This is a genomic window from uncultured Pluralibacter sp. (genome assembly GCF_913775985.1).
In the GTDB taxonomy this organism is placed as follows: Bacteria; Pseudomonadota; Gammaproteobacteria; order Enterobacterales; family Enterobacteriaceae; genus Pluralibacter.
In genome coordinates, this window is record NZ_CAJYMB010000150.1 from 253,698 (window position 1) to 279,071 (window position 25,374).

Sequence of the window (25,374 nt, forward strand, 5' to 3'; positions counted from 1 at the left end):
TCACACTTTCGGCTTAAACCGCAGCAGCCGGTTGGCGTTGCTGACCACGGTGATGGACGACAGCGCCATCGCCGCGCCGGCGACCACCGGGTTCAGCAGCGTGCCGGTGAAAGGCCACAGGATGCCGGCGGCGATCGGAATACCTATGCTGTTATAAACAAACGCGCCCAGCAGGTTCTGCTTCATATTGCGCAGGGTGGCGCGGGCAATCGCCAGCGCGTCGGCGACGCCGGTGAGGCTGTGGCGCATCAGGGTAATTCCGGCGGTTTCGATGGCGACATCGCTGCCGCCGCCCATCGCAATGCCCACCTCGGCCTGGGCCAGCGCCGGGGCGTCATTAATCCCGTCGCCCACCATCGCCACCTTGCGGCCCCCGGCCTGCAGTTTTTTGATGGCGTCGGCTTTACCTTCCGGCAGCACGCCGGCAATCACCTCATCAATGCCTGCTTCTTTAGCAATAGCGCGCGCGGTTACCGGGTTATCGCCGGTAAGCATCACCAGCCGATAGCCTTCCCGGTGCAGGCGCTGCAGGGCGGCTACGCTGTCCTGACGCAGCGGATCGCGAACCGCAAACAGCGCGGCCAGCCTGCCGTCAACTGCGAGCAGCACTGGCGTCGCGCCCTGCGCCGCCTGCGCGTCGATATCTGCCGCGGCCGCGGCGGTATCAATTTGCTGCTCGTTAAGCAGCGCCTGATTGCCCAGCAGCAGCGCGCGGCCTTCGCCGCTGCCGCTGACGCCAAGCCCGCGCAGGGTCCGGAACTCGCTGACCGACGGCAGCATACTTCCTTCGGCCTTTTCAATAATGGCGCGCGCCAGCGGATGGCTTGACCCCTGCTCCAGCGCGGCGGCCAACCGCAGCGCATCGGCCTCGCTTATATCGCCGAAAGTATGGACTGCGACTACCTGCGGTTTACCCTCAGTCAGGGTGCCGGTTTTATCGAACACCAGCGTATCAAGCTCGCTGGCGCGCTGCAGGGCATCCGCATCGCGCACCAGCACGCCGTACTCCGCTGCCCGCCCGACGCCGGCGATGATCGACATCGGCGTCGCCAGACCCAGGGCGCAGGGGCAGGCGATGATCAGCACCGTGGTGGCGATGACCAGAGTATAAACAATCTGCGGCGCCGGGCCGATGAAGTACCACACGGCGGCGCTGAGAACGGCAATAGCAATAACCACCGGCACAAACACGGCGGAGATCCGGTCGGCAAGCTGGCCTATCTCCGGCTTGCTGCTCTGGGCCTGGCGCACCATGCGGATAATGCGCGACAGCGTGGTGCGGCTGCCCACGGCGTTGGCGCGAAACAGCACGCTGCCGTCCTGTACGACGGTACCAGCGTGGACGCTGCCGCCGATGCCTTTTTGCTGCGGGACAGGTTCGCCGGTGAGCATGGCTTCATCGAACCAGGCGTCCCCCTGGCTAATTTCGCCGTCAACCGGGACGCGATCGCCGGTGGTCAGGCGCAGGATCATGCCGGGCTGTACCTCGGCAAGCGGCAGGTCTTTTTCCCCGCCGTCAGTGACCACCCGCGCGCTGGGCGGGGTGAGATCGAGCAGTTTCTCCAGCGCTTTCGACGAGCGCTGGCGGGCGCGGGCCTCCAGCATATGCCCAAGATTAATCAGGCCGATAATCATCGCGCTGGCTTCGTAATAGAGGTGGCGCGCCTCGGCCGGGAACCACTGCGGCCAAAGGTTCACGCTCATCGAGTAGAGCCAGGCCACTGCGGTGCCGAGTGCCACCAGCGTATCCATGGTGGCGGTGCGGTTCTTCAGGCTCTTCAAGGCGCTGGTATAAAAGTGGCCGCCGGCAAAGATCATCACTGCGAGGGTGACGAGGCCGATGATAAGCCACGCGGAGCGGTTGGCATCCGTGACCATCATGTTGTCGCCGATCATCCCCCAGACCATCACCGGAATGCCCACCAGCAGGGCAACGATCGCCTGCCAGCGGAAGCGTTTCATGGTGGCAATGGCCGTTTCCTGCTGGCGCTCCCGGCGCTTCTGGTCATCGTCGATGGCCTCCGCGCCGTAGCCGGCATTTTCTATGGCCTGGACTAATTCAGCGGCGGAGGCGCTGCCCGTCACCAGCGCAGTGCGCTCCGCCAGATTGACCCGTGCCTGACTGACGCCGGGTACGGCGGCAAGCGCCTTCTGTACCCGGGAAACGCAGCTGGCGCAGCTCATGCCGCCGATCAGCAGCTGCATGCTGTCGTCGACGTCATCGGCTGCCGGAAGCTCGGGGGTGACCGCTGTCAGCGCTTCCGACGGAGTTGACGTCTCTGTCAGCGGTTCAGTTTTTGGGTGGCCGATCTCCGCGCCGTAGCCGGCGGCTTTAACGGTTTCAATCAGCTGTTCGGCGCTGGCGCTGCCGGTAACTTTCGCTTCGCTGGTGGTCACTTCCGCCAGCTCAACGTCCGGGCGCTGCTCCAGACTCTCTTTCACGCGTTTGACGCAGTGGCCGCAGGAAAGGCCATCCAGCGCAAGGATAGTGGTTTGGGACATACTTCCTCCGTAAATGTGATCGGCGGTCGTTGACCGGCGGGGAACTTCTTTTTACAGTTGCACAGGTTAAACCTTCCATCAAGGGGAAGGTCAAGGAGTAAATATGAATATCAGCGACGTGGCGAATAAAACCGGCTTAACCGCCAAGGCGATTCGCTTTTATGAAGAGAAGGGGCTGGTCACGCCGCCGGTCCGCAGTGCAAACGGCTACCGCAACTATACGCAAAAGCACCTCGATGAACTCACGCTGCTGCGCCAGGCGCGACTGGTGGGGTTTAATCTGGAGGAGTGCGGCGAGCTGGTTAATCTGTTCAACGATCCCGGGCGCCACAGCGCCGATGTGAAGTCCCGCACGCTGCAAAAAGTGGCCGATATCGAGCGCCATATTCAGGAGCTGCAGGGGATGCGCCAGCAGCTGCTTGATCTGGCCGACGCCTGCCCGGGAGACGACGGCGCCGACTGCCCGATCATTGATAATCTCTCCGGGTGCTGCCATCGCAAAAGCTAATCAGCGGCGTTCGCGGATCTTAAGCGTAATGCCTTCGACGGCAATCACCTCAACCGGGCAGCCTGCGGGCAGATCGCTGTCGGAAACTGCCGGCCACGAGCTGTCGCCAACCCTGATGTGCCCACGGCCGTTGACCAGCGGCGCGTCCAGCGTAAAGCGCTGCCCGAGCAGCTGCTGACCGCGCTGGTTAAGCTGTCTGTCGGCGCGCGGCTGGCGCTTGATGCGCCCACTCAGCCAGCGCCACCACAGCCAGGCCGCTACCAGCGTCAGCACCGCAAACAGCGCGCCCTGCCACTCCCAGCCCAGCGGCAGCAGCCAGGTCAGCAGCCCGGTGACGATGGCCGCCGCGCCGCTCCACAGCAGATAGCCGTTGCCGCCGAGCATTTCGGCGGCCAGCAGCAGGCCGCCGAGGCTGAGCCAGAAGATGTGCGGGTGGGCCAGAATCAGCTCTGTCATTATTTTTTCCGCTCGCTGGCGCTGGTGTTGAGCAGCTCGCCGATCCCTGCGATGGAGCCCATCAGGCTGCTGGCATCCAGCGGCATCATCACCACTTTACTGTTATCCGCCGAGCCGATTTTCTGCAGAGCGTCGGTATATTTCTGGGCCACGAAGTAGTTCACCGCCTGAATATCCCCGGCGGCAATGGCTTCAGAAACCATTTTGGTGGCGCGGGCTTCCGCTTCGGCGGAGCGCTCGCGGGCCTCGGCCTGTAAAAACGCTGACTGGCGCTCGCCTTCCGCTTTCAGGATCTGCGACTGTTTCTCGCCCTCAGCTTTCAGGATCTCCGCCTGACGGACCCCTTCCGCTTCCAGAATATAGGCGCGCTTGGTGCGCTCCGCTTTCATCTGGGCGTTCATGGAGGAGATCAGTTCGGCTGGCGGGCGCACGTCGCGAATTTCAATGCGGGTGATCTTGATGCCCCACGGATTGGTGGCCTGATCGACAATGTGCAGCAGGCGGGTGTTGATGCTGTCGCGCTGGGAGAGCATCTCATCCAGTTCCATTGAGCCCAGCACGGTGCGGATATTGGTCATGGTCAGATTGACGATGGCCTGTTCAAGATTGCTGACTTCATAGGCGGCCTTCGGCGCGTCGATAACCTGAATAAAGCAGACGGCGTCAATGGTGACGTTGGCGTTGTCTTTGGAGATGACTTCCTGGGAGGGAATGTCCAGCACCTGCTCCATCATATTGATTTTGCGGCCGATGCGGTCCATAAAGGGCACCACTAAATTCAGACCCGGCTGCAGCGTATTGGTATAGCGGCCAAAGCGCTCCACCGTCCACTGAAAACCCTGAGGCACAATTTTAACCCCGGCGGCAACCACCACCAGCGCGAGAAAAATGAACACGGGAATAAAGATCAGCACCGAAAACCTCCTGTTTTGTGTCGGATAGCCGGCCTGCAAGTGTCGGACCGACAGACAGTATATCTTTTATTCTCGTCATCGCGAAGCGACAGGAGATACAATAGCCGGGCACCAGTCATAAAAATAAGGACCACCATGAAGGATATATTGCGGGTTGACCAACTTGGTTACCGAATAGACAACACGACCATTTTACACAATATCAATGTAGGGCTGCAGAAAGGCCAATTTGCGTTGATTACCGGCCCGTCGGGATGCGGTAAAAGCACGCTGCTAAAAATTATTGCCTCGCTTATCACGCCCACCTCTGGTTCGGTGATATTTGAAGGGCAGGATATTAAAAATATATCTCCTGAAACTTATCGCCAGCAGGTCTCCTACTGCGCGCAGACCCCGGCGCTGTTTGGCGATACCGTCTACGACAACCTGGCGTTTCCCTGGCAGATACGCCGCCAGAAGCCGGACGAAGCCAAGCTTATCGACGATTTATCGCGCTTCTCGCTGCCGGCAGAAACGCTAAAAAAATCCATCAATGAATTGTCCGGCGGGGAAAAGCAGCGGGTTTCACTTATTCGCAATTTGCAGTTTTTACCGAAGATATTATTACTCGATGAAATAACCAGTGCGCTGGATGAATCTAATAAACAGCAGGTAAATGAGATAATTCATCGCATGGTCGCTCAGGAAAATATTTCTGTGCTGTGGGTAACCCACGACGAAAATGAAATTCGCCACGCGGATGATGTTATCCGGCTCCCGGCGAACGGTGCGGAAATTAAGGAGGCTGAACATGAACGGGCATAATATCACCAACGAATCGCTGGCGCTTTCCATGGTGCTGGTGCTGGTGGCGATTGTGGTCAGCTATCGTGAAAAGCTGGGCCTGGAAAAAGAGATTATCTGGAGCATCTGTCGCGCCATTATTCAGCTGATCGCCGTCGGCTATGTGCTGAAATATATCTTCAATGTTAACCACGCGGTGCTAACCCTGCTGATGGTGCTGTTCATCTGCTTTAACGCGGCCTGGAACGCCAAAAAGCGCAGCCAGTACATCAGTAAGGCATTCCTTTCGTCGTTTATCGCCATTACCACGGGCACCAGCCTAACGCTGGGCGTGCTGGTGGGATCCGGCTCGATCGCCTTTACGCCAATGCAGGTGATCCCGATCGCCGGAATGATTGCCGGTAACGCCATGGTGGCGGTAGGGCTGTGTTACAACAATCTCGGCCAGCGTTTTACTACCGGGCAGGCGCAGATCCAGGAGAAGCTGAGCCTCGGCGCCACGCCGAAAAAAGCCGCCGAGCCGCTGATCCGCGAAAGTATCCGCGCGTCGCTGATCCCGACCATCGACTCCGCCAAAACCGTCGGGCTGGTGAGCCTCCCGGGCATGATGTCCGGGCTGATCTTTGCCGGCATCGATCCAGTCAAAGCGATCAAATATCAGATAATGGTGACCTTTATGCTGCTGTCTACCGCCAGCCTGTCGACCATCGTTGCCTGCTATCTCACGTACCGTAAGTTTTTCAACAGCAGGCATCAGCTGGTGCTGAGCCTGTTGAAAAAGAGTAAATAGTTGATAACCTTTTTAAACCAGTAGCGATAGCGATTCATCTAACGCTACTGGTTTATTCCTCTGATACTCCATCCCTGACGGTAAATCCAAGTTCGTTTGAAACGGCCTGAGCTGCCACGCGCAGCGATTTAAGAAGATTTTTTTCGCCTATCTGCTTCAGTCTCGACGTAGAGAGTGAAATTGAAATTGCGTACGGCACGCGATGATGAATATCAAATACCGGTACGGCGATACACGAAACCCCGAGCTCATTTTCTTCGCGATCCATCGCCATGTGGCTTTCCCTGATGTGCGCCAGCTCATCGTACATAGCCGCAAGGTCGGTGATGGTGTTGTGCGTCAGCGTCTGGATCTGCGCCTGGTGGCTTTCCCAATAGGCTTTGACGTAGTCGGGATGACCAAATGCCATGTAAATCTTACCCATTGCAGAACAATAGAGCGGCATATGCTGACCAATATAGGCGCGGGTGCGGAGCATACCGGTTGTCGGCTCTAATTTATAAATCAGGATCGCGTGATCGTCTTCGCGGCTGGAAAAGTTAACTGTCTCGCCCGTGGCAATGTTCAGCGCTTCAAGATGGGGTGCTGCTACATGAATAATGTTTAACGAGGACAGCGCTTTTTGACCGACGGCGATAAATTTTGTAGTCAATCGATAGCTTCCCGCCGCGGGAGCGGGTGTCACGTAGCCGCAGGATTGCAGCCCCTGCAGCAGCCGGTGGACGGTACTTTTATTGAGGCCTGAAAGCTCCGCAAGATGAGCCAGCGGGCAGCCGTTTGGATAATTACTCAAAATCTCTATCAGCATCAACCCACGAAACAGGCTTTGGCTCCCGGCCGGTCGCTCTTTTTCGGGCGTTTCCTGCACTATTCCACTCTTTTTTGTTGGCATCACTTCCATTCCCCTCATCGATCGCGCACAGATGGTAGCGCAAAGTGTGTTTCAGTTCACGATCTGAACCGAAAAAAAGCAACTCCATGATTTAAAAGTTTTTTTAAAAATCTCCGGCCCGTTGTAATGTCCACGTTAGATCGATATATTTGAAATCAGATTTCGCATTGTGAAATTTAGCGATAGATAAGCGATCTGCCATCACAGGGAAACCAGCAATGAAAGTCACTTTTGAAACATTAAAATCGGCATTTGAAAAAGTTCTTCTGGCTCGAGGCGTGGCTGCGGATACGGCGGACGCCTGTGCTGAGATGTTTGCCAAAACCACAGAATCAGGCGTCTACTCTCACGGCGTAAACCGCTTTCCGCGCTTTATCCAGCAGCTGGATAACGGCGATATTATTCCTGAAGCTAAACCCCGGCGTGTCACTAGCCTCGGTGCGATAGAGCAGTGGGACGCGCAGCGTTCTATCGGTAATTTAACGGCTAAACAGATGATGGATCGGGCGATTGAGTTGGCCGCCGATCACGGCATTGGTCTGGTTGCGTTGCGTAATGCCAACCACTGGATGCGCGGGGGAAGCTACGGCTGGCAGGCTGCGGAAAAGGGATATATTGGTATCTGCTGGACGAACTCGATTGCCGTGATGCCGCCGTGGGGAGCGAAAGAGTGTCGTATCGGTACTAATCCGCTCATTGTGGCCATTCCCTCATCGCCGATAACCATGGTGGACATGTCGATGTCGATGTTCTCCTACGGCATGCTCGAGGTTAACCGTCTTGCCGGTCGAGAGCTGCCGGTTGATGGCGGCTTTGATGATGATGGCAATCTGACCAGAGAGCCGGGAGTCATTGAAAAAAACCGACGCATTTTGCCGATGGGTTACTGGAAGGGTTCTGGTATGTCCATCGTGCTGGATATGATTGCCACGCTGCTGTCCAACGGCTCGTCCGTTGCCGAAGTGACCCAGGACAACAGTGATGAATACGGCGTCTCCCAAATCTTTATCGCCATTGAAGTGGATAAGCTTATCGACGGCGCTACCCGTGATGCAAAACTGCAGCGAATCATGGACTTCATCACCACCGCAGAGCGTGCCGATGAGAGTGTCGCCATCCGCTTGCCGGGGCATGAGTTCACAAAGTTACAGGAAGAAAACCGGCGCAATGGCATCACCGTCGATGACAGCGTGTGGGCTAAGATTCAGTCGCTCTAAGCAAAGGAGAACGGATATGATTTTTGGACATATCTCACAGCCAAATCCCTGCACGCTACCCGCCGCTATTGAGCGCGCGCTGGCATTTTTGCGCACCACCGATTTTCAGACGCTGCAGCCCGGTGTGGTTGAGATAGAAGGAAAAAATATCTTTGCCCAGATCATCGACCTGACTACCGGGGATATTAAGGTAAACAGGCCCGAGGTTCACCGTCGCTATCTCGATATCCAGTTTCTGGCTTACGGAGAGGAGAAAATAGGGATTGCGATTGATACCGGGAATAATATTGTCAGCGAATCCTTACTCGCGCAGCGGGATATTATTTTCTACCACGACAGTGAAAATGAATCTTTTATTGAAATGATACCCGGCAGTTACGCCATTTTTTTTCCACAGGACGTTCATCGCCCTGCATGCTGTAAATCTGTTCCGGTATCTATCAGAAAAGTCGTTGTTAAGGTGGATATTTCAATATTGTAAAATAAAAGTAATGGCTATCTCTTATTTATTAGTAAAAGCGAATGCATTAAAAATATTGTTGCCTATCGTATTTTTGCGCGCGTAATAAAAAAGATAGCCTATATCAGGAGCACATAATGAAAATGAATCATACCGGTTATATTATCGGTGCGTATCCCTGTGCACCCTCATTTCACCAAAAAAGTGAAGAGGAAGAGAAGGACTTCTGGCGTCAGCTCGCTGATACTCCCGACATTCGGGGGATTGAACAGCCTTGTCTTGACGATCTCCATCCACTTGGCGATGACTGGCTGCTGCGCCACACCCCGGACAGCTGGCAGATTGTGGTTACCGCCATTATGGAAACCATGCGCCGACGCGCCGAAAACGGCGGTTTTGGCTTAGCCTCTGCCGATGAAGCGCAGCGCCAGGCCTGTATCGAATATTATCGCCATCTATTGCGTAAAATAACTGCGGTAAACAGCGCTCGCCGTGGAAAAGTTATCGCCCTTGAGCTACAGGCGGCGCCTGTCGCCAGCAATTCGAGCGTGGCGCAGGCAACCGAGGCATTTTCACGCTCGCTAAAAGAGATTGCCGCCTGGGACTGGCCCTGCGAACTGCTGCTTGAGCACTGCGACGCGATGGATGGACCGGCACCGCGCAAAGGCTTTCTACCGCTGGAGAATGTGCTTGAGGTGACGCGGGATTATAACATTAGCGTTTGTGTTAACTGGGCACGTTCGGCAATTGAAGGCCGTAGCGTAACGCTGCCGCTCACCCATACCAGGTTAACGCAGGAGGCCGGCAAGCTCGGTGCGCTGATGTTCTCCGGCACTACCGCAGGCGGAGAATACGGTGAATGGCAGGATCTACATGCGCCCTTTGCCCCTTTTTGCGCTGAAAGTTTAATGACCGCGGCGCATGCCCGTGAATTATTGTCCTCTGCCCCTGCGGAAACGCTGAAATTTATCGGCATTAAACTCCTTGAAATCGATCCAAATGCAGGCCTCAGCCACCGCGTTGCAATATTGCGTGACGGCATTGCTGCATTAAAAAAAGCTACAGCATAAAAATTTCATCGCCACAACATTAACTCTACGAGAATACAAAGATGAATATAACCTCTTACTCTACATCTGTTGATATACCCCGGCAACGCTGGTTCAGAATCATCCCTCCAATACTGATTGCCTGTATTATTTCCTATATGGATCGGGTGAATATTGCATTTGCAATGCCTGGCGGCATGGATGAGGAATTGGGTATTTCGGCAACCATGGCGGGCCTGGCGGGCGGAATTTTCTTTATTGGCTACCTTTTTTTACAGGTGCCGGGCGGAAAGATTGCCGTACACGGGAGCGGTAAGAAATTTATTGGCTGGTCGCTGGTGGCCTGGGCGATTATTTCCGTGCTGACCGGCATCATTACCAATCAATATCAACTGCTGGTGCTGCGCTTTCTTCTGGGGGTTGCCGAAGGCGGAATGTTACCGGTTGTCCTGACGATGATCAGCAACTGGTTTCCCGATGCCGAGCGCGGCCGCGCTAACGCCATTGTGATTATGTTCGTGCCCATTGCCGGGATTATCACCGCGCCGCTGTCGGGCTGGATAATCACTGTTCTGGACTGGCGCTGGCTGTTTATTATCGAAGGTTTACTCTCCGTATTTGTGCTGATGCTGTGGGTTTACACCATCTATGACCGCCCCCAGGAAGCGCGCTGGATCTCTGATGCGGAGAAGAGCTGGCTGGTTGAAACGCTCGCTGCCGAACAGCGCGCAATTGCCGGAACGGAGGTCAAAAACGCCTCGCTGAGCGCGGTGCTGTCTGACAAAACCATGTGGCAGCTTATCGCGCTGAACTTCTTCTATCAAACCGGCATATATGGATACACCTTGTGGCTGCCGACCATTCTTAAAGAGCTGACCCACAGCAGTATCGGACAGGTTGGGATGCTGGCTGTACTCCCCTATGTGGGCGCTATCGCCGGGATGTTCCTGTTTTCATTCCTTTCGGACAGAACCGGCAAACGTAAGTTGTTTGTTTGCCTGCCGCTGATCGGGTTCGCGCTATGCATGTTTCTTTCCGTCGCGCTGCAGGACAGCGTCTGGCTGGCTTACACCGCGCTGGTTGGCTGCGGTTTCTTCCTGCAATCGGCCGCGGGCGTGTTCTGGACCATACCGGCACGCCTGTTTAGTGCTGAAATGGCGGGCGGCGCGCGGGGCGTCATCAACGCCCTCGGTAATCTCGGCGGTTTCTGCGGCCCCTACGCGGTTGGCGTGTTGATAACCCTCTACAGCAAAGATGCTGGCGTTTACTGCCTGGCTATTTCGCTGGCGCTGGCGGCGCTGATGGCTCTGCTGCTGCCCGCAAAATGCGATGCCGGCGCTGCACCGAAAGAAGCCATGAATCCCCGCAAGCATGCGGCATAAATCATCTGCCGGGCGTGCTGTCCCGGCAATGCAGGGAAATGATCATGAGTGTAAATGAGACTTTATGGCTGGGTATTGATTGCGGCGGCACCTATCTGAAGGCTGGACTGTACAACCGGACGGGTGCCGAACTCGGTATTGAACGCTGCGCGCTGCAAACCCTGAGCGCTCAACCCGGATATGCAGAACGCGATATGCCTCTGCTCTGGCAGAGCTGCCACCAAACGATCGCGGCTCTCCTCAAGCGCGCGGGGATTACCGGCGATCGGATTGCGGGAATTGGCATTTCTGCACAGGGGAAGGGGCTTTTTCTGCTGGATAAGCAAGACAGGCCGCTGGGAAACGCCATTTTATCCTCCGACAGACGCGCGCTGGACATTGTTCGCCGCTGGCAGCAGGACGGCATCCCGGAGCAGCTTTACCCTTTTACCCGACAGACACTGTGGACCGGCCATCCCGCCTCGCTGCTGCGCTGGCTAAAAGAGAATGAACCAGCCCGCTACGCCCGGATCGGCAGCATCATGATGGGGCATGACTATCTGCGCTGGTGCTTAACCGGCCAAAAAGGCTGTGAAGAGACCAACATCTCCGAGTCAAATCTCTACAACATGGCGCGCGGAGAGTATGACCCGCAGCTATTGCAGATGCTGGATATCAGTGAAATTAGCGGTGCGCTGCTGCCGATTGTCGGCTCATCCCAGCGCTGTGGTGAAGTGACGTCGCAGGTGGCGGCATTAACCGGCCTGCGGGCGGGTACTCCTGTGGTAGGCGGTCTGTTCGACGTTGTCTCTACTGCGCTTTGTGCCGGGCTTGAGGATGAAAAAGCTCTCAATGCGGTAATGGGTACGTGGGCCGTAACCAGCGGTATCACCCGCGGCATACGCGATAGCGAGCCGCATCCCTACGTTTACGGGCGCTATGTTAATGACGGGGAATATATCGTTCATGAAGCCAGTCCCACCTCGTCTGCGAACCTCGAATGGTTCACCGCCCGGTGGGGCAATCTCTCCTTTGACGACATAAATCAGGCCGTGGCCAGCCTGCCGAAAGCCGGTAGCGATCTTATCTTTTTACCCTTCCTTTACGGCAGTAACGCCGGACTTGAAATGACCAGCGGCTTTTATGGCATGCAGGCGCTGCATACCCGCGCCCATCTTTTACAGGCCATCTACGAGGGGGTTGTCTTTAGCCACATGACGCACCTGAACCGGATGCGGGAGCGCTTTACCGATGCGCATACCCTGCGGGTCACCGGCGGCCCGGCCCACTCTGCTGTCTGGATGCAGATGCTGGCCGATGTTAGCGGAATGCGCGTTGAGCTGCCGCAGCTGGAAGAGACCGGCTGTTACGGCGCGGCGCTGGCGGCGCGGGTTGGCACCGGCGCGTATCGTGATTTTGCCGAGGCGCAGCGCGAACTGCAGCTACCGATCGGTACCGTCTTGCCCGATGCCGCTGCCCACCAGCGGTATCAGGAAAAATATCACCGCTATCAGCATTTGATTGAAGCACTTCAGGGCTTTCACGCCCGCACTAAGGAGCACAAGCTATGAGCCGACCATTACTGCAACTGGCGCTCGATCACACGACTCTCCCGGCGGCACTACAGGATGCCGCAGTGTTGCAGGAGTATGTCGACATCGTTGAGGCAGGAACAATACTTTGCCTTAGCGAGGGTATTAACGCGGTAAAAGCGCTGCGTAACCTCTGCCCGAAGAAAATTATTGTGGCCGACTGGAAGGTCGCGGATGCGGGAGAAACGCTTGCAGAACAGGCTTTTCGGGCCGGGGCCAACTGGATGACTATCATTTGTGCGGCGCCGCTGGCGACAGTTGAAAAAGGTCACGCGGTCGCGCAGTCCTGCGGCGGAGAAATCCAGATGGAGCTGTTCGGTAACTGGACGCTGGAGGATGCCAGAGCCTGGCATCGCACCGGCGTGCGCCAGGCCATTTACCACCGAGGGCGCGACGCGCAGGCCAGCGGGCAGCAGTGGGGCGAGGCGGATCTGGCCAAAATGAAGGCGCTGTCCGATATCGGTCTGGCACTTTCTGTTACCGGTGGCATCACTCCTGAGGACGTCGCGTTATTTAAAGGGATTCACGTGAAAGCATTTATTGCGGGAAGATCGCTGGCCGGTGCAGCCGATCCTGCCCGCGCCGCGGCGGAGTTTCACGCGCAGATCGACGCTATCTGGGGAGGCCGCGATGCGTAATCATCCGTTAGGCATTTACGAGAAGGCGCTGGCAAAAGATCTCAGCTGGCCGGAGCGCCTGGTTCTGGCAAAGAGCTGCGGTTTTGATTTCGTTGAAATGTCAGTAGATGAAACCGACGAACGGCTATCGCGTCTGGACTGGAGTTCTGCCCAGCGCGGCTCGCTGGTGAATGCGATGCTGGAAACTGGCGTCGGGATCCCATCCATGTGTCTCTCTGCGCACCGGCGCTTCCCGTTTGGCAGCCGCGACGCGGCCGTGCGCCAGCGCGCGCGCGAAATTATGACCAGGGCGATTCTGCTCGCGCGCGATCTGGGGATCCGCACCATTCAGCTTGCTGGCTATGACGTTTACTACGAGGAACACGATGAAGGTACTCAGCAGCGCTTTGCAGAGGGGCTGGCCTGGGCTGTAGAGCAGGCAGCGGCCGCGCAGGTGATGCTGGCGGTGGAGATTATGGATACCGCCTTTATGAACTCTATCAGCAAATGGAAAGTATGGGACGACATGCTGGCCTCGCCGTGGTTCAGCGTCTATCCAGATGTCGGCAACCTCAGCGCTTGGGGAAATGATGTCGCCGCAGAGCTGGCGCTGGGTATCGATCGTATCGCCGCAATTCATCTTAAAGATACCCAGCCCGTTACGGCGCAAAGCCCGGGGCAATTCCGCGATGTGCCTTTTGGCGAAGGCTGCGTGGACTTTGTTGGCATCTTTAAAACGCTCAATGCACTGAACTATCGCGGTGCATTTCTGATTGAAATGTGGACTGAAAAGGCGAAAGAGCCGGTGCTGGAAATTATTCAGGCCCGCCGCTGGATTGAAGCGCGTATGCAAGAAGGAGGATTTACATGTTAGAGCAACTTAAGGCCGATGTGCTGGCGGCAAATCTGGCGCTGCCCGCGCATCAGCTGGTGACTTTTACCTGGGGCAACGTCAGCGCAATCGATGAATCGCGCCGGTTCATGGTGATAAAGCCTTCCGGTGTTGAATATGACCTGATGAGCGCAGAGGATATGGTGGTGGTAGACATTGCGAGCGGCAGCGTCGTTGAGGGGAGTAAAAAACCGTCTTCTGACACGCCGACCCACCTTGCGCTCTATCGCCGCTATGCGCAGATTGGCGGAATTGTTCATACGCATTCGCGCCACGCCACCATCTGGTCCCAGGCGGGACTGGATCTCCCGGCGTGGGGAACCACGCACGCCGACTATTTTTACGGCGCTATTCCCTGCACCCGGCTGATGACAGAGGACGAAATAAACGGCGATTACGAATACCAGACCGGGGAGGTGATTATTAAAACCTTCGAGGAGCGCGACCTGAGTCCGCAACAGGTTCCCGCCGTACTGGTCCACTCTCATGGTCCTTTTGCGTGGGGAAAAAATGCTGCCGACGCCGTACACAATGCGGTCGTACTTGAGGAGTGCGCTTATATGGGGCTGTTTTCACGGCAGCTTTCGCCGCAGCTGGCGGACATGCAGCAGGCGCTGCTTGATAAGCACTACCTACGTAAACACGGGGCTGGTGCTTACTACGGCCAATAATGCATATCGCGCCGCGCCCTTCGCGATTTCCGCGAAGGGCGCGCTTGCTTACATGCTGGAAAACGTATTCATAATCACGCCGCCGGCGATGATCGGCACCATCGCGGCAATAGCCGGCAGGTCGGGTTTTTGCTTATAGAGGATCATTGAGCAAATCGTTACCCCGACAATCCCGAACCCGCACCACAGCGAGTAGGCAACGCCTACGGGGATAGTATTCGCTATGGCGCGGGTTAGCGCGAAATAACATAGTGCGTAGAGGAGCGCGGGTAAGATTTCTGTGGCATCTGCTGGCTATTGGACAGCGGCGGCAGCGGTTCAATGTGAACTTGCGGATTAAGCTGCAGGTGGCCGCGTGAGACGGTAACGATAATATTTTCGATATCATAGTGGCGAAACGTCTTGCGCAGCATACTCAGGTACTGATTGAGGTTGCTGTTAGAAGATGTCAGGCCGTTATCGTCCCACACTTTTTTAAGCACTTCATCGCGGCTGACGATGTCCGTGTTACGCAAAAAGAAATAGAGTAGCGCGCTGGCGGTGATTGAGAGCTGGCCGTCGGCATCGGTACTGCCCGGTAGCGTCAGCGTACCGTCCGTCGCATCATAAATAAGCCGGGCGTTGATGTTGCAGCGCATGCTGGCCTCAGTCCACCTGCTTTATCTTAAAAGCGTCATTATCACTTAACCGCGGCGTCGCACTTGCTGCTGCCGGGCTTGGCCGCAGACGCCGGAGAAGTCCCTGATATTTTTTAAAATTTTTTCCATCTGTCATTTCCCGATCATAGCGACCCGGGCAGGTTTCTATTTTTGATCGCTATCAAAGGGGGGAGAGACGTTCTGGCGCAGTGGCGGTTATTGGGCTGGAAGTCACATTTTGTCACACCAGCGTTGTCGGCAGTGCTGATGCATGCGCTGGCGATATTACCCTGAGTGGATCATCCCTCCACGTACGTGGCTATTTTCTCCATAAATTTTCTCCTCGCATTATGTTCAACGATCGTGATCTACCCGCATTCGTGCTCTGCTTTTATTCACGTGCAGGAATTATTATTTATGCTCCAGACAGCTATTTAAAAAAGGGGACGTAGTTAATTTCAAGGTAATTGTTCAAATAATGATCAGGTTGCTTTAACCGAAACAAAAGACGATGGGTAAAAAATGATATCGATCATTCTTTGGTGATTGAGAGTTGAAAGAATAGCGGCACGGGTTTTGGTGTACGGCTTTCAAAACGACTAAAGGATGGATATATGGAAAAGGTAAGCGCGGGCACCGCGCAAAAAATGGGGCTTACGGCACTCACGTTAGTGACAGCATCAAATATGATGGGATCTGGCGTATTTATGTTGCCAACCAGTCTTGCCGGTATTGGATATATCTCTTTATGGGGATGGCTATTTACTATAATCGGCGTTATTGCTCTGGCTTTAGTTTTTGCTAAAACCAGCCTTATTACACCCAGAGCGGGTGGGATTGTGGCCTATGCCAGTGACGCATTTGGCCCCTTTATTGGTTTTCAGACCACAGTTTGTTACTGGATTAGCGCCTGGATCGGTAATGTCGCTCTGCTGGTGGCCGGTGTGGGTTATCTCAGCTACTTTTTCCCCGCTTTACACGATCCGTTCTATGGCTGTATTACCGCGATAGCAATCCTTTGGGCTTTTATTGCGCTAGGCAGTCTGGGTGCGAAGACAGCCGGTCGCGCGCAGTCCTTCACCGCCACCTGTATGCTGGTGGTGGTACTTGGCGTCGGAATTGTTGGTTGGTTCTGGTTCGATCCGCATATGTTTAGCCAGGTCTATAACGGCACGGGTAAGAGCAACAGTTCAGCTATAGTCTCCGCGGCATCAATCGCGCTCTGGGGATTTTTAGGGGTTGAATCTGCTGTGGTGTCATCCGGCCAGGTAGAAAATCCCGAGCGTACCGTACCGCGCGCAACAGTCTACGGCCTGCTTATTGCCTCTGTGTGCTATGTCGGTAGCTGCACGGTGATTATGGGACTGGTTCCCCATGAAGAGCTGGTTCACTCTGCGGCGCCTTTCGCCGACGCCGCGCGCTATATGTTCGGCGATATGGCAGGCAACATTGCTTCTGCTCTCAGTATCATTGCCTGCTTTGGCTCTATTTCTGGCTGGTTAATTTTGCAGTCTGAAGGGCCGCGTGCCGGCGCACAGCAAGGGCTGTTTCCAAAGATTTTTGCCGAGACCAACAAGCACGATGTACCGATGAAAGGTCTGCTTATTTCCGGCGTGTTAATGAGTCTGGTGCTATTGCTAACCGCATCGCCCGACCTGGCTAAACAGTTCCAGGTTGTTATTCTGATGTCGGTATTCGCCTCCCTCCTGCCGTATATGTATGCCACCATTGCGCTACCTATAATTATGGTTTCGCGTAAGTTGAATTACGGTAAAAGCTTTATGTTTTACTGTGTGTTAACTGTCATTGGTGTGATTTACAGTATATTTGCTCTGCTAGGTTCCGGTACCGATTCGATTTTCTGGGGAACAGTCATGATGATGGTGACGATCCCGCTATTTTCATTCGTTGCCGCCGGGAGAAATAAGAAAGGACAAGAAATCCTTTATCTTGAAAAGTAACTTTAATTTTATCTCACTCATAATATGGAGATTGTTATGACTTTATCTATTGCTGACCAAAATAAATTAGATGCTTTCTGGTCCTATTGTGTTAAAAATCGCTACTTTAATATTGGCTATCCTGAATCAGCTGACTTTGATTACAGTATGCTTGAACGCTTTATGCGTTTCTCAATCAATAACTGCGGTGACTGGGGAGAGTACTGTAATTACCTGTTAAACTCCTTCGATTTTGAAAAAGAGGTAATGGAGTATTTCTCTGGCCTGTTTAAAATTCCCTTCGAAGAGAGCTGGGGCTATGTCACCAACGGCGGCACGGAGAGCAACATGTTTGGCTGCTACCTGGGGCGCGAGCTGTTCCCTAACGGAACGCTTTATTATTCCAAAGACACCCACTATTCCGTAGCCAAAATCGTGAAACTTCTGCGTATTAAGGCGCAGCTGGTTGAGTCTCAGCCCAATGGCGAAATGGATTATGACGATCTGGTGAAAAAAATTGAGAATGCCGGTGAAAAGCATCCGATTATTTTCGCCAATATTGGTACTACGGTGCGCGGCGCTATTGATGATATTGCCGAGATCCAAAAGCTCATCGCCGGATTGGGTATCGCACGTAAGGATTATTATTTACATGCCGACGCAGCATTAAGCGGTATGATTTTGCCTTTCGTGGACGAACCTCAACCCTTTACTTTCGCCGATGGCATTGATTCAATTGGCGTTTCAGGACATAAAATGATCGGTTCGCCAATCCCCTGCGGTATTGTGGTGGCGAAGAAAAGCAATGTCGACCGCATTAGCGTTGAAATTGATTATATCTCAGCGCATGACAAAACCATTTCCGGCTCCCGTAACGGGCATACGCCATTAATGATGTGGGCGGCGGTACGTAGCCATACGGAAGTAGAGTGGCGGCGTCGCATTCAGCATAGTTTAACCATGGCAAAGTACGCGGTAGATCGCTTTAAGGCCGCGGGGATTGACGCCATGTGTCATAAAAATTCCATTACGGTTGTTTTCCCGCGTCCTTCAGAATGGGTGTGGAAGAAGCACTGTCTTGCCACTTCCGGAGATGTGGCTCACCTGATCACCACTGCACATCACCTTGACAGTTCGCAAATAGATGCGCTGATTGATGATGTGATTAGCGATTTGAATCAGAGGGCGGCGTAACAAGTGAGCAGCGGCAAGCTGCCGCTGCTCCCTGTGGTATTTGGTGGATTCCAGCGCCAACCGAGATCCACCAAACACCCTCATTCTATTGCAATATCACATTCAGGGTAGCTGTTTTGAGGTGCAAAGAGTTCGTTTTGTGACTCCAGAGCGGATATTCAGGAGAAATCGACGATGAATACGAAGATCCAGGCAATTCGCGGCATGCGCGATGTGCTCCCCGAAGAGACGCCAACGTGGCAATGGCTGGAAAGTAAGTTCAGGCATATGGCATTTCGCTATGGTTATCAGGAGATGCGTTTGCCTCTGCTGGAACCGGTTGAACTGTTTCAGCGCGCGGTGGGGGAGGCGACCGATATCGTCTCTAAAGAGATGTATAACTTTACCGACAAAAATGGCGAACACATCACGCTCAGGCCTGAAGGTACCAGCGGCTGCATGCGGGCGGTGCTGGAAAATAATCTCTGTTACAACAAAACTCAGCGGTTATGGTACCAAGGCTCGATGTTCCGCTACGAGCGTCCCCAAAAGGGGCGGCTGCGCCAGTTTACACAGTTCGGCGTTGAGGCATTTGGTATGGCGGGGCCGGAGGTCGATGCAGAGATGCTTTTCATGCTGCGTGACCTGTTTCACGATCTCGGATTGACTCCCTATCTGCGACTGGAAATTAACTCATTAGGTACTCCAGACGAGCGGCGCCAGCACCGAATAAAGCTCGTTGAGTGGTTTACCCAGCATAGTGAACTTCTGGATGAAGACAGCCTCAGGCGGCTTGAGAGTAACCCGCTGAGGATCCTGGACAGTAAAAACCCGCAGATGCAGCCGATGCTGGAACAGGCTCCCAGGCTGCTTGATTACCTGAAAGACGACTCCCGTCGCCACTTTGACACTCTTTGCGAACTGCTCGATAAAGTAGCCATCCCCTACACCGTTAATCCACGGCTGGTTCGCGGGCTGGATTATTACACCCGTACCGTGTTTGAGTGGGTAACCAGCGAGCTGGGCTCCCAGGGAACAGTATGCGGCGGCGGGCGCTATGATGGCCTCGCAGAGCTGTTTAATCCGAAGCCTCTCCCCGCGTGCGGTTTTGCAATAGGCATTGAGCGTCTGCTGCTGCTCATTCAGTCGGTGAGTCAGCAGGATAATCCCCAATGGCACTTTAGTCCGGATGTTGTGATTACCCACGAGCAGCAAAATGATGGTGTGGAGAGCCAGCTGCTGGCAGAGTTGCTGCGCCAGCGTATTGTGGGGCTCAAGGTGCTGGTTGATTGCAGCGGAAGCAAACTCAAGCGTCAGCACCAGTCAGCCTTACAGAGCCAGTGTAGTGCGATCGTCACTATCAATGCGGACAGCACGATTCGCCTGTGGGATCTGCCTTCATCCCAGCAAATGACCTGCGATGAAAAAACGCTGATTGAGTGGCTACAGCAGTATCACCACTAAATAACCTTCCTTCTCCGGTGTTTGGGCCACGCGCTTTGGCACCGGAAAGCGCTTAGCCGCATCGTTTGAAACCCGCCGATCCTTGAACTCATGTCATATTGACCCTCAATGGAGAACTGTCTCATGGCAAGAAAAAGTAGATTATTCATTCAAGGAATGCCTCACCTGGTACAGCTGCGTGGTCATAATCGCGAACCGTTGTTTCGTGAGGATGACGACTATTCCGCGTTCACTCACGCGATGGACCTCGCCGCACGGCGTTATGGGATCGCTATTTACGGCTGGTCGCTGGCGCCCGAACGTATCCTTATTTTACTTACCGCCGAGGATAAGCATGCCCTCGGCCGCTTTATTCAGCACATTGGGCGCAGCTACGTGCCATTCTATAACCGTCGCTATCAGCGCCGGGGCGCCCTGTGGGACAACCGTTACTGCTGTAGCCCGCTTGAAGCAAATGCCTATTTTCTTATGGTGAAGCGCTTCGTCGAATGTAACGAAGATGGTATCTGTGGGCGCCACTCTTTTGGTGCAGAGCCGTCAGGAGCGATAGTACTGCATCCAATCTGGATGCAGCTTGGCAGCAATCCTGACGAACGCCTGCAGCGGTATCGGGATTTTTGCCGAACGGCGATGAGCCCCGCGCTGGTCGAACGGATTTGCCGCGCGCTGGACCAAAACTGTCTACTGGCCACTATGGTCATCAGTCAGCAGCTGGAAAAGCGGCTTGAGAGGCCGCTTCATGCGCGACATATCGGTCGGCCGAGAAAACTGGAACAAAATCCTGTCGCTCGGTGGACGTGGCTTGAGCAGCAGGCTGAACATTTTTTACAGCAGTATGGCTATCAGCAAATACGGTTGTCTATGCTGGAACGCGACCCGCTGTTTGCCCCGGGCGGCCCCGCGCTTCAGGGCAACGGCGAGCTGAGGGGCGACGGAACAACGGGTTGCTTGCGTATCGTTGCCGGCCAGCACAGCGACGGTGTGCTGAGCCGCCTGTGGTATACGGGAGTGATGTTTCGCCAATCGCTGAAGGATAAGCATATCCAGCAAAACCATCAGGTTGGCGTAGAAGCCTTCGGTGCGGAGGGGATTGATATTGAGCTGGAACATCTGATGATGCAGGCCTGTTTTTACCGCAGGCTCGGCATTGCCGATCGCGCGGAGCTACACCTCAATACGCTTGGAGATGCGCAGGATGCCGAGGCTTATCGCCAGGCTTTACGCGCGTTTTATCAACCCGTAGCGCAGCTACTGGCACCGGAACAGCAGGCGTGGCTGGTCGATCATCCGGAATGGCTGGTTTATCATGACGATATTCTGCTGCAGCGGCTAGCTCCCGCAGCGCCGCAACACGCTGATTTTATCAGCACGGCGGCTCGTGAGCGCTTTCTTCGGCTTCAGCAGGCGCTAAATCGGCTGGGTATTGTCTGGCAACATGCCCCGGATCTCTTTCCGCGTAACCAGTACTGTCAGCTGGTATTTGAGTGGCGCAGCACCGCCTTTGAGCGCAATGTGGTCCTGAGCCGGGGAGGGCGCTACGATGCCTGCGCCAGCAAAGTCGTTGGGCGTCAGATTTCCGCATTTGGATTCGCGTTTATCCTGGAGTCCATCATGTCACTCCTCAGCTATTCCCGACACTGTAATAAAAGTACAACGTCAGTGGATATCGTTATTATTCCCGAGCAGCCCCGCGTTGCTCCACAGGCGCTACTATTGACACATAAACTTCGTCAGCAGTTTCCACGTCTGAGTATCGTTAACGACAGCTCTACACTGAGGCTTACTACCAGACTCAAAAATTCACAGCGCAGCGGGGCGCGATTTACGCTTCAGCTTGAAGGTAATGGACAGACAATTCAGTTTTTTGATGCGCAAACACAGGGGCATGGGAAATCGAGTGTTGAGAAGATAACTGAAATATTGAGCCGGGCTATTGTATGATTGTGTACAATGCTGTTCCCGGAAATAAAAAACTGATGACTTTATTAGTGTATGGCGCAAACAATTCGAGTTACGCTAAACCCGCAGGCCGAATAATTCGATCATGTAAAAGCAGCTTGAAGTATGGCGGGGGTATAAAGGCCCTGTAATTACACCAGGGCCTTTATATGATATTAGACAGTCAATACACTGCGATATAATGATATCCCGGAGTTACACGGAGTAGCGTTATTCTATTACTTATCGGCAGCGGCATACTTGAGCACATTCCCCTCCCAACCATTTTTCCCGTAGTCGTTAACGTGAACAATACGCTGAACCGGCTGACCTTTATTGAAATTGATTTCATTCATTTTGACGTACACAATCGACGGTGAGAAAAGGGATTTATAATAGAACTCGCCGTGGCTTAAATCAGAAATAGTCTGGAAGTAAGTGGCGTTGCCTTTATTATCCTCTTTACGCACGGTGTATTTTCCGTAGTCACGCATAATTGCCGCATCCATACCTATTTTATCATCGGGCATCCCTGGCGCTTCGGCATTATTGCTGACCACGGCGAGGATAAAGCCCTGCGCCTGAGATTTATAGTCAGGCTGCGGTACGTGGTCCAGATCGTAGGTTGCGCGCACGAAGCGCTGGTCAGCATCCTGACCGCCGGGGATCTGCTCCAGATCGGCATTTTTATATTTTTCCAGATTTTTCATCTGGTTGGCAATTGAAGGTGGGTTAGTCATAACGCGGTACTGTTTGCCGTGATAGATATTCACTTTGCCATTATCGATTTCAATAATCGCCGAATCGCCAGTTTTATCCTCAATGGCTAAATGCTTGGTGTCCGTAGCATAGTCAATGGGCATTTTCTTCGCTTGCAGGCGCACGTTGTTCTGGATGGCGTTAACTGCATCATTTACCGTGGCAAAGTTATCCAGCACGTAACTCAGCCATGCCCGGCTCTCAAGCACCGGTTTGTCTTTATTACCGACGGTCTGCACCTGTTTACCGTTGGTATAATATTGTGTATGTCCCGCCAGACCCGCTTCGTTCATGCCGTCCATGGGAAATTCGTTATCGGCATAAATAACCACGCTGCCGTATTTTGTCACCCACTTGGGCGCGTTCTTCGCGTCGCTGCCGGTGTGCGCCACGCCGCGCGGGGTGATCACCAGCGCCGGATCTACCGGGCCAAAAAAATCGAGGTTTCGCGCGCTCACCATGTAGCCAGGGTATTGGTTTAAAAAAGCGCGGGTGCACGCCTGAGCGCTACTTATTAATGCCGTGCTTAATGCTGCGCCTACCAATACGGTGAGCAAAGTCTTATTTAATGATTTCATTTCATATCCTTGTATTTTCTTCCACAATTAAATCTGAGATAAGCTGGCTATGACACTACTACCCCTTTTATTAATAAGGTTATGTATTTGTGCTAATGCGTGTAATAGATGTCTTCAGGATGATGAAGTGAATATTTGTCTGAATGTAAAATATGCACCAATAAAATGAATAATGGTAAAAATTAAAATGAGATGATTAAAAGAGACAGAGGGATGAATTATTGATAGTGGCGCAGATGCCCGTTGGCGGACAGCGCTAAGAAGAGGCGGACGAACCTTACATCATTAATATTGGAACGGTGTGTTTTATCCGGGAGACATTTTTAAACGCGCTGGTGGTGTATTGCGGACAATGGTAAGGCGGCAGCCGATCGCGTTACGCGGCCGGCTGCCGGGCTGAGCAGAGAGGTAAATCAGTACATCAGCGAGTAGAGCTGGCGGCGATACTTCGACGCCAGCGCGTCGCCGGTGCCGAGCGCCGCGAGGATCTCCTGCAGCATCTTGCGCGCCTGGCCGTCGGCGGCGCCGAGATCTTTTCTCAGGTGGCCGAACAGCAGCTCCAGCGCCTCTTCATTGCGGCCCACCTGGTGCAGCTGGAGCGCAAGCTGGGATGCCAGCGCGGCGTCTTGCGGATTGTCGGCGACCTGCTGCTGAAGCTGCTGGATCTCCGGCGTATCGGCGGCCTGCTTGAGCAGTTCGATCTGCGCCACCAGACCCTGATAGCGCGTGTCCCGATCCTGTAGCGGAATAGTTTTTAGCGTAGCTTCGGCGTCTTCGGAGCGGTTGAGGGCGATTTGCGTCTCCGCCAGCAGCAGGCCAATCTGGCTCTCCTGATTCGAGAGCTGCCAGGCCTCTTTCAGCAGCGGCAGGGCTTCGGCGTATTTCTCTTCCTGCATCAGCGCCATGGCTTCCTGCGCTTTTAGCTCCTCTTCACGGGGCAGCACTTTGTCCAGCAGCGCGCGGATAGCCTCTTCAGGCTGCGGGCCCTGGAAGCCGTCAACCGGCTGGCCGTTCTGGAACAGATACACCGTAGGAATAGCGCGCAGGCCGAACTGCGCGGCGATAGCCTGCTCGGCGTCGCAGTCCACTTTCGCCAGAATAAATTGCCCGGCGTACTGGGCCGCGAGCCTGTCGAGAACCGGATCCAGTTCCTGGCAGTGCTGGCTGCGTGCCGACCAGAAGTAGAACAGCACCGGAACCGTCATTGACTGGTCCAGCGTCTGGTGCAGGTTAGCTTCGGTAATGTTGACGATATTCTGTTCAGACATAGAGATTCTCATTATCCAGTGGGATGTTCTGCGCCGGATGTGCGAAGCGACTTCCGGCGGCGCCGCCCTTGGCAGCGTAAATGATGTGAGTATACATGGGGGCCAAAGCCTGCGGCTTCAACTCATCCCCGCAGAATTTTGTCCATCACGCGCCCCGGCAGCAGGCGCTTGAGCACCATGACGGCGTAGGTCACTACCGTCACCGGATAGCGCATTTTTGGGTGCGGGCTGGTGAAGGCGTGGCGCACTTTCGCCACCACCGCCTCCGGGCCCAGCGTAAAGCGGGCGGCGATGCCGGGATTTTTCACCGGCTTGTCCGCCTCGCCCTGGGTGACGTTGTCGGTAAAGCGGGTGCGGATCGGGCCGGGCTCAATCAGGCTTACCGCGATGCCGCTGTGGCGCAGCTCCATGCGCAGCGCGTCGGACCAGGCTTCCAGCGCATATTTGCTGGCGGCGTAGGCTCCGCGTCCCGGGGTGGAAATCAGCCCCATCACCGATGAAGTCATAACAATCCGCCCTTCGCGGTGCGGCAGCATCGCCGGCAGCAGCAGCATGGTCAGCTGGTGAACGCCGAAGAAATTGGTGGCGAACTGCTGTTCTATCTGTTCGCGGCTGAGGGTCATAAGCGGACCGTACAGCCCGAAGCCGGCGTTATTGAAGATGCCGTACAGCCGGTTGTCGGCCAGGGCAATAATCTCCCGCGCGGCGGCTTCGACGCTGTCAGAAGAATCCACATCCAGCGCGACGCCGGTTAATCCCAGCGTCGCCATCCGCGCCACGTCCTGCGGTTTGCGGCAGGCGGCCAGCACCCGAAATCCAAGACGCTGAAGCTCAAGCGCGCTCTCCAGACCGATGCCGCTGGAGCAGCCGGTCACTAACACCGTTTTTTGCATAACTTTACCTGAAGACGGC

Annotated in this window: 22 protein-coding genes and 2 pseudogenes; 15 read left to right on the forward strand and 9 right to left on the reverse strand. The window is 54.7% G+C overall.

What is annotated here, in order from left to right; all coding sequences use genetic code 11:
• Window positions 1–2,502 (reverse strand): copper-exporting P-type ATPase CopA, encoded by a 2,502-nt coding sequence (gene copA / locus QZ766_RS21620; protein ID WP_297207123.1) that lies wholly within the window; start codon window positions 2,500–2,502, stop codon window positions 1–3.
• Between the two features lie 103 nt (window positions 2,503–2,605).
• On the opposite strand from copA, the gene cueR reads away from it, so the two are divergent.
• Window positions 2,606–3,010, forward strand: a complete 405-nt coding sequence (gene cueR, locus QZ766_RS21625; protein WP_297207126.1) for a Cu(I)-responsive transcriptional regulator — start codon at window positions 2,606–2,608, stop codon at window positions 3,008–3,010.
• Here the strand turns inward: cueR and QZ766_RS21630 are convergent, their stop codons facing one another.
• Both QZ766_RS21630 and QZ766_RS21635 read right to left on the reverse strand, forming a co-directional pair.
• Window positions 3,011–3,466 carry an NfeD family protein gene (locus QZ766_RS21630; RefSeq protein ID WP_297207127.1) on the reverse strand — a complete coding sequence of 152 codons (456 nt, stop codon included), beginning with the start codon at window positions 3,464–3,466 and terminating at the stop codon, window positions 3,011–3,013.
• The gene (locus QZ766_RS21635; RefSeq protein WP_297207129.1) at window positions 3,466–4,380 is read right to left on the reverse strand and encodes an SPFH domain-containing protein; all 915 of its coding nucleotides are present in this window, start codon (window positions 4,378–4,380) and stop codon (window positions 3,466–3,468) included. Before QZ766_RS21635 ends, QZ766_RS21630 begins: the two co-directional genes overlap by 1 nt.
• A gap of 135 nt (window positions 4,381–4,515) precedes the next feature.
• On the opposite strand from QZ766_RS21635, the gene fetA reads away from it, so the two are divergent.
• Together fetA and fetB are read left to right on the forward strand one after the other, a co-directional pair.
• Window positions 4,516–5,184, forward strand: coding sequence for an iron ABC transporter ATP-binding protein FetA (fetA, locus tag QZ766_RS21640; protein ID WP_297207259.1), 669 nt, complete (start codon window positions 4,516–4,518; stop codon window positions 5,182–5,184).
• Window positions 5,171–5,953: an iron export ABC transporter permease subunit FetB gene (fetB, locus tag QZ766_RS21645; RefSeq protein WP_297207131.1), complete on the forward strand. Its 783-nt coding sequence runs from the start codon at window positions 5,171–5,173 to the stop codon at window positions 5,951–5,953. Before fetA ends, fetB begins: the two co-directional genes overlap by 14 nt.
• A 52-nt stretch (window positions 5,954–6,005) precedes the next feature.
• Here fetB and yiaJ read toward each other — a convergent pair whose 3' ends face one another.
• Window positions 6,006–6,863, reverse strand: a complete 858-nt coding sequence (gene yiaJ / locus QZ766_RS21650; protein WP_297207134.1) for an IclR family transcriptional regulator YiaJ — start codon at window positions 6,861–6,863, stop codon at window positions 6,006–6,008.
• A 200-nt stretch (window positions 6,864–7,063) separates the two neighbouring features.
• Here yiaJ and yiaK point away from each other — a divergent pair, with 200 nt between their 5' ends.
• From yiaK to araD, 8 genes are all read left to right on the forward strand, one after another.
• The gene (gene yiaK / locus QZ766_RS21655; protein ID WP_297207136.1) at window positions 7,064–8,062 is read left to right on the forward strand and encodes a 3-dehydro-L-gulonate 2-dehydrogenase; all 999 of its coding nucleotides are present in this window, start codon (window positions 7,064–7,066) and stop codon (window positions 8,060–8,062) included.
• 16 nt (window positions 8,063–8,078) lie between these two features.
• A complete protein-coding gene (locus QZ766_RS21660; protein WP_297207138.1) occupies window positions 8,079–8,543 on the forward strand; it encodes a YhcH/YjgK/YiaL family protein in 465 nt (154 codons plus the stop codon).
• A 116-nt stretch (window positions 8,544–8,659) separates the two neighbouring features.
• Entirely contained in the window at window positions 8,660–9,592 is a 933-nt protein-coding gene (locus QZ766_RS21665) for a DUF4862 family protein (RefSeq protein WP_297207140.1), read from the forward strand.
• Between the two features lie 41 nt (window positions 9,593–9,633).
• The gene (locus tag QZ766_RS21670; RefSeq protein ID WP_297207142.1) at window positions 9,634–10,953 is read left to right on the forward strand and encodes an MFS transporter; all 1,320 of its coding nucleotides are present in this window, start codon (window positions 9,634–9,636) and stop codon (window positions 10,951–10,953) included.
• 44 nt (window positions 10,954–10,997) lie between these two features.
• Window positions 10,998–12,503: an FGGY-family carbohydrate kinase gene (locus QZ766_RS21675; protein ID WP_297207143.1), complete on the forward strand. Its 1,506-nt coding sequence runs from the start codon at window positions 10,998–11,000 to the stop codon at window positions 12,501–12,503.
• On the forward strand, window positions 12,500–13,162 hold the full coding sequence (gene ulaD / locus QZ766_RS21680; RefSeq protein WP_297207146.1) for a 3-keto-L-gulonate-6-phosphate decarboxylase UlaD: 663 nt from the start codon (window positions 12,500–12,502) through the stop codon (window positions 13,160–13,162). Before QZ766_RS21675 ends, ulaD begins: the two co-directional genes overlap by 4 nt.
• The gene (locus QZ766_RS21685; protein ID WP_297207148.1) at window positions 13,155–14,015 is read left to right on the forward strand and encodes an L-ribulose-5-phosphate 3-epimerase; all 861 of its coding nucleotides are present in this window, start codon (window positions 13,155–13,157) and stop codon (window positions 14,013–14,015) included. The genes ulaD and QZ766_RS21685 overlap by 8 nt, the downstream gene beginning before the upstream one ends.
• Window positions 14,009–14,704 (forward strand): L-ribulose-5-phosphate 4-epimerase, encoded by a 696-nt coding sequence (gene araD / locus QZ766_RS21690; protein ID WP_297207151.1) that lies wholly within the window; start codon window positions 14,009–14,011, stop codon window positions 14,702–14,704. The genes QZ766_RS21685 and araD overlap by 7 nt, the downstream gene beginning before the upstream one ends.
• Before the next feature lie 48 nt (window positions 14,705–14,752).
• Here araD and QZ766_RS21695 read toward each other — a convergent pair.
• Both QZ766_RS21695 and QZ766_RS21700 read right to left on the reverse strand, forming a co-directional pair.
• Window positions 14,753–14,974: pseudogene (locus QZ766_RS21695) on the reverse strand (SMR family transporter); the annotation flags it as partial.
• A gap of 56 nt (window positions 14,975–15,030) precedes the next feature.
• A pseudogene (locus tag QZ766_RS21700) lies at window positions 15,031–15,342 on the reverse strand (winged helix-turn-helix domain-containing protein); the annotation flags it as partial.
• 614 nt (window positions 15,343–15,956) lie between these two features.
• Here QZ766_RS21700 and hdcC point away from each other — a divergent pair.
• The 4 genes from hdcC (at window position 15,957) to QZ766_RS21720 (ending at window position 21,860) form a co-directional block, all read left to right on the forward strand.
• The gene (hdcC, locus tag QZ766_RS21705; RefSeq protein ID WP_297207153.1) at window positions 15,957–17,303 is read left to right on the forward strand and encodes a histidine-histamine antiporter; all 1,347 of its coding nucleotides are present in this window, start codon (window positions 15,957–15,959) and stop codon (window positions 17,301–17,303) included.
• A 36-nt stretch (window positions 17,304–17,339) separates the two neighbouring features.
• Complete coding sequence (locus QZ766_RS21710; protein ID WP_297207156.1) at window positions 17,340–18,476, forward strand: histidine decarboxylase; 1,137 nt, start codon at window positions 17,340–17,342, stop codon at window positions 18,474–18,476.
• Window positions 18,477–18,650: 174 nt separating this feature from the next.
• The gene (gene hisS, locus QZ766_RS21715; RefSeq protein WP_297207159.1) at window positions 18,651–19,919 is read left to right on the forward strand and encodes a histidine--tRNA ligase; all 1,269 of its coding nucleotides are present in this window, start codon (window positions 18,651–18,653) and stop codon (window positions 19,917–19,919) included.
• A 123-nt stretch (window positions 19,920–20,042) separates the two neighbouring features.
• Window positions 20,043–21,860 carry an ATP phosphoribosyltransferase regulatory subunit gene (locus QZ766_RS21720; RefSeq protein WP_297207162.1) on the forward strand — a complete coding sequence of 606 codons (1,818 nt, stop codon included), beginning with the start codon at window positions 20,043–20,045 and terminating at the stop codon, window positions 21,858–21,860.
• A 236-nt stretch (window positions 21,861–22,096) separates the two neighbouring features.
• Here QZ766_RS21720 and QZ766_RS21725 read toward each other — a convergent pair whose 3' ends face one another.
• The 3 genes from QZ766_RS21725 to QZ766_RS21735 all read right to left on the reverse strand — a co-directional run bounded on the left by QZ766_RS21725 (window position 22,097) and on the right by QZ766_RS21735 (window position 25,355).
• Entirely contained in the window at window positions 22,097–23,194 is a 1,098-nt protein-coding gene (locus tag QZ766_RS21725; RefSeq protein WP_297207165.1) for a linear amide C-N hydrolase, read from the reverse strand.
• A 413-nt stretch (window positions 23,195–23,607) separates the two neighbouring features.
• Complete coding sequence (locus QZ766_RS21730; RefSeq protein ID WP_297207167.1) at window positions 23,608–24,462, reverse strand: co-chaperone YbbN; 855 nt, start codon at window positions 24,460–24,462, stop codon at window positions 23,608–23,610.
• Between the two features lie 122 nt (window positions 24,463–24,584).
• Window positions 24,585–25,355 (reverse strand): SDR family oxidoreductase, encoded by a 771-nt coding sequence (locus tag QZ766_RS21735; protein ID WP_297207170.1) that lies wholly within the window; start codon window positions 25,353–25,355, stop codon window positions 24,585–24,587.
• Window positions 25,356–25,374: the final 19 nt, after the last annotated feature.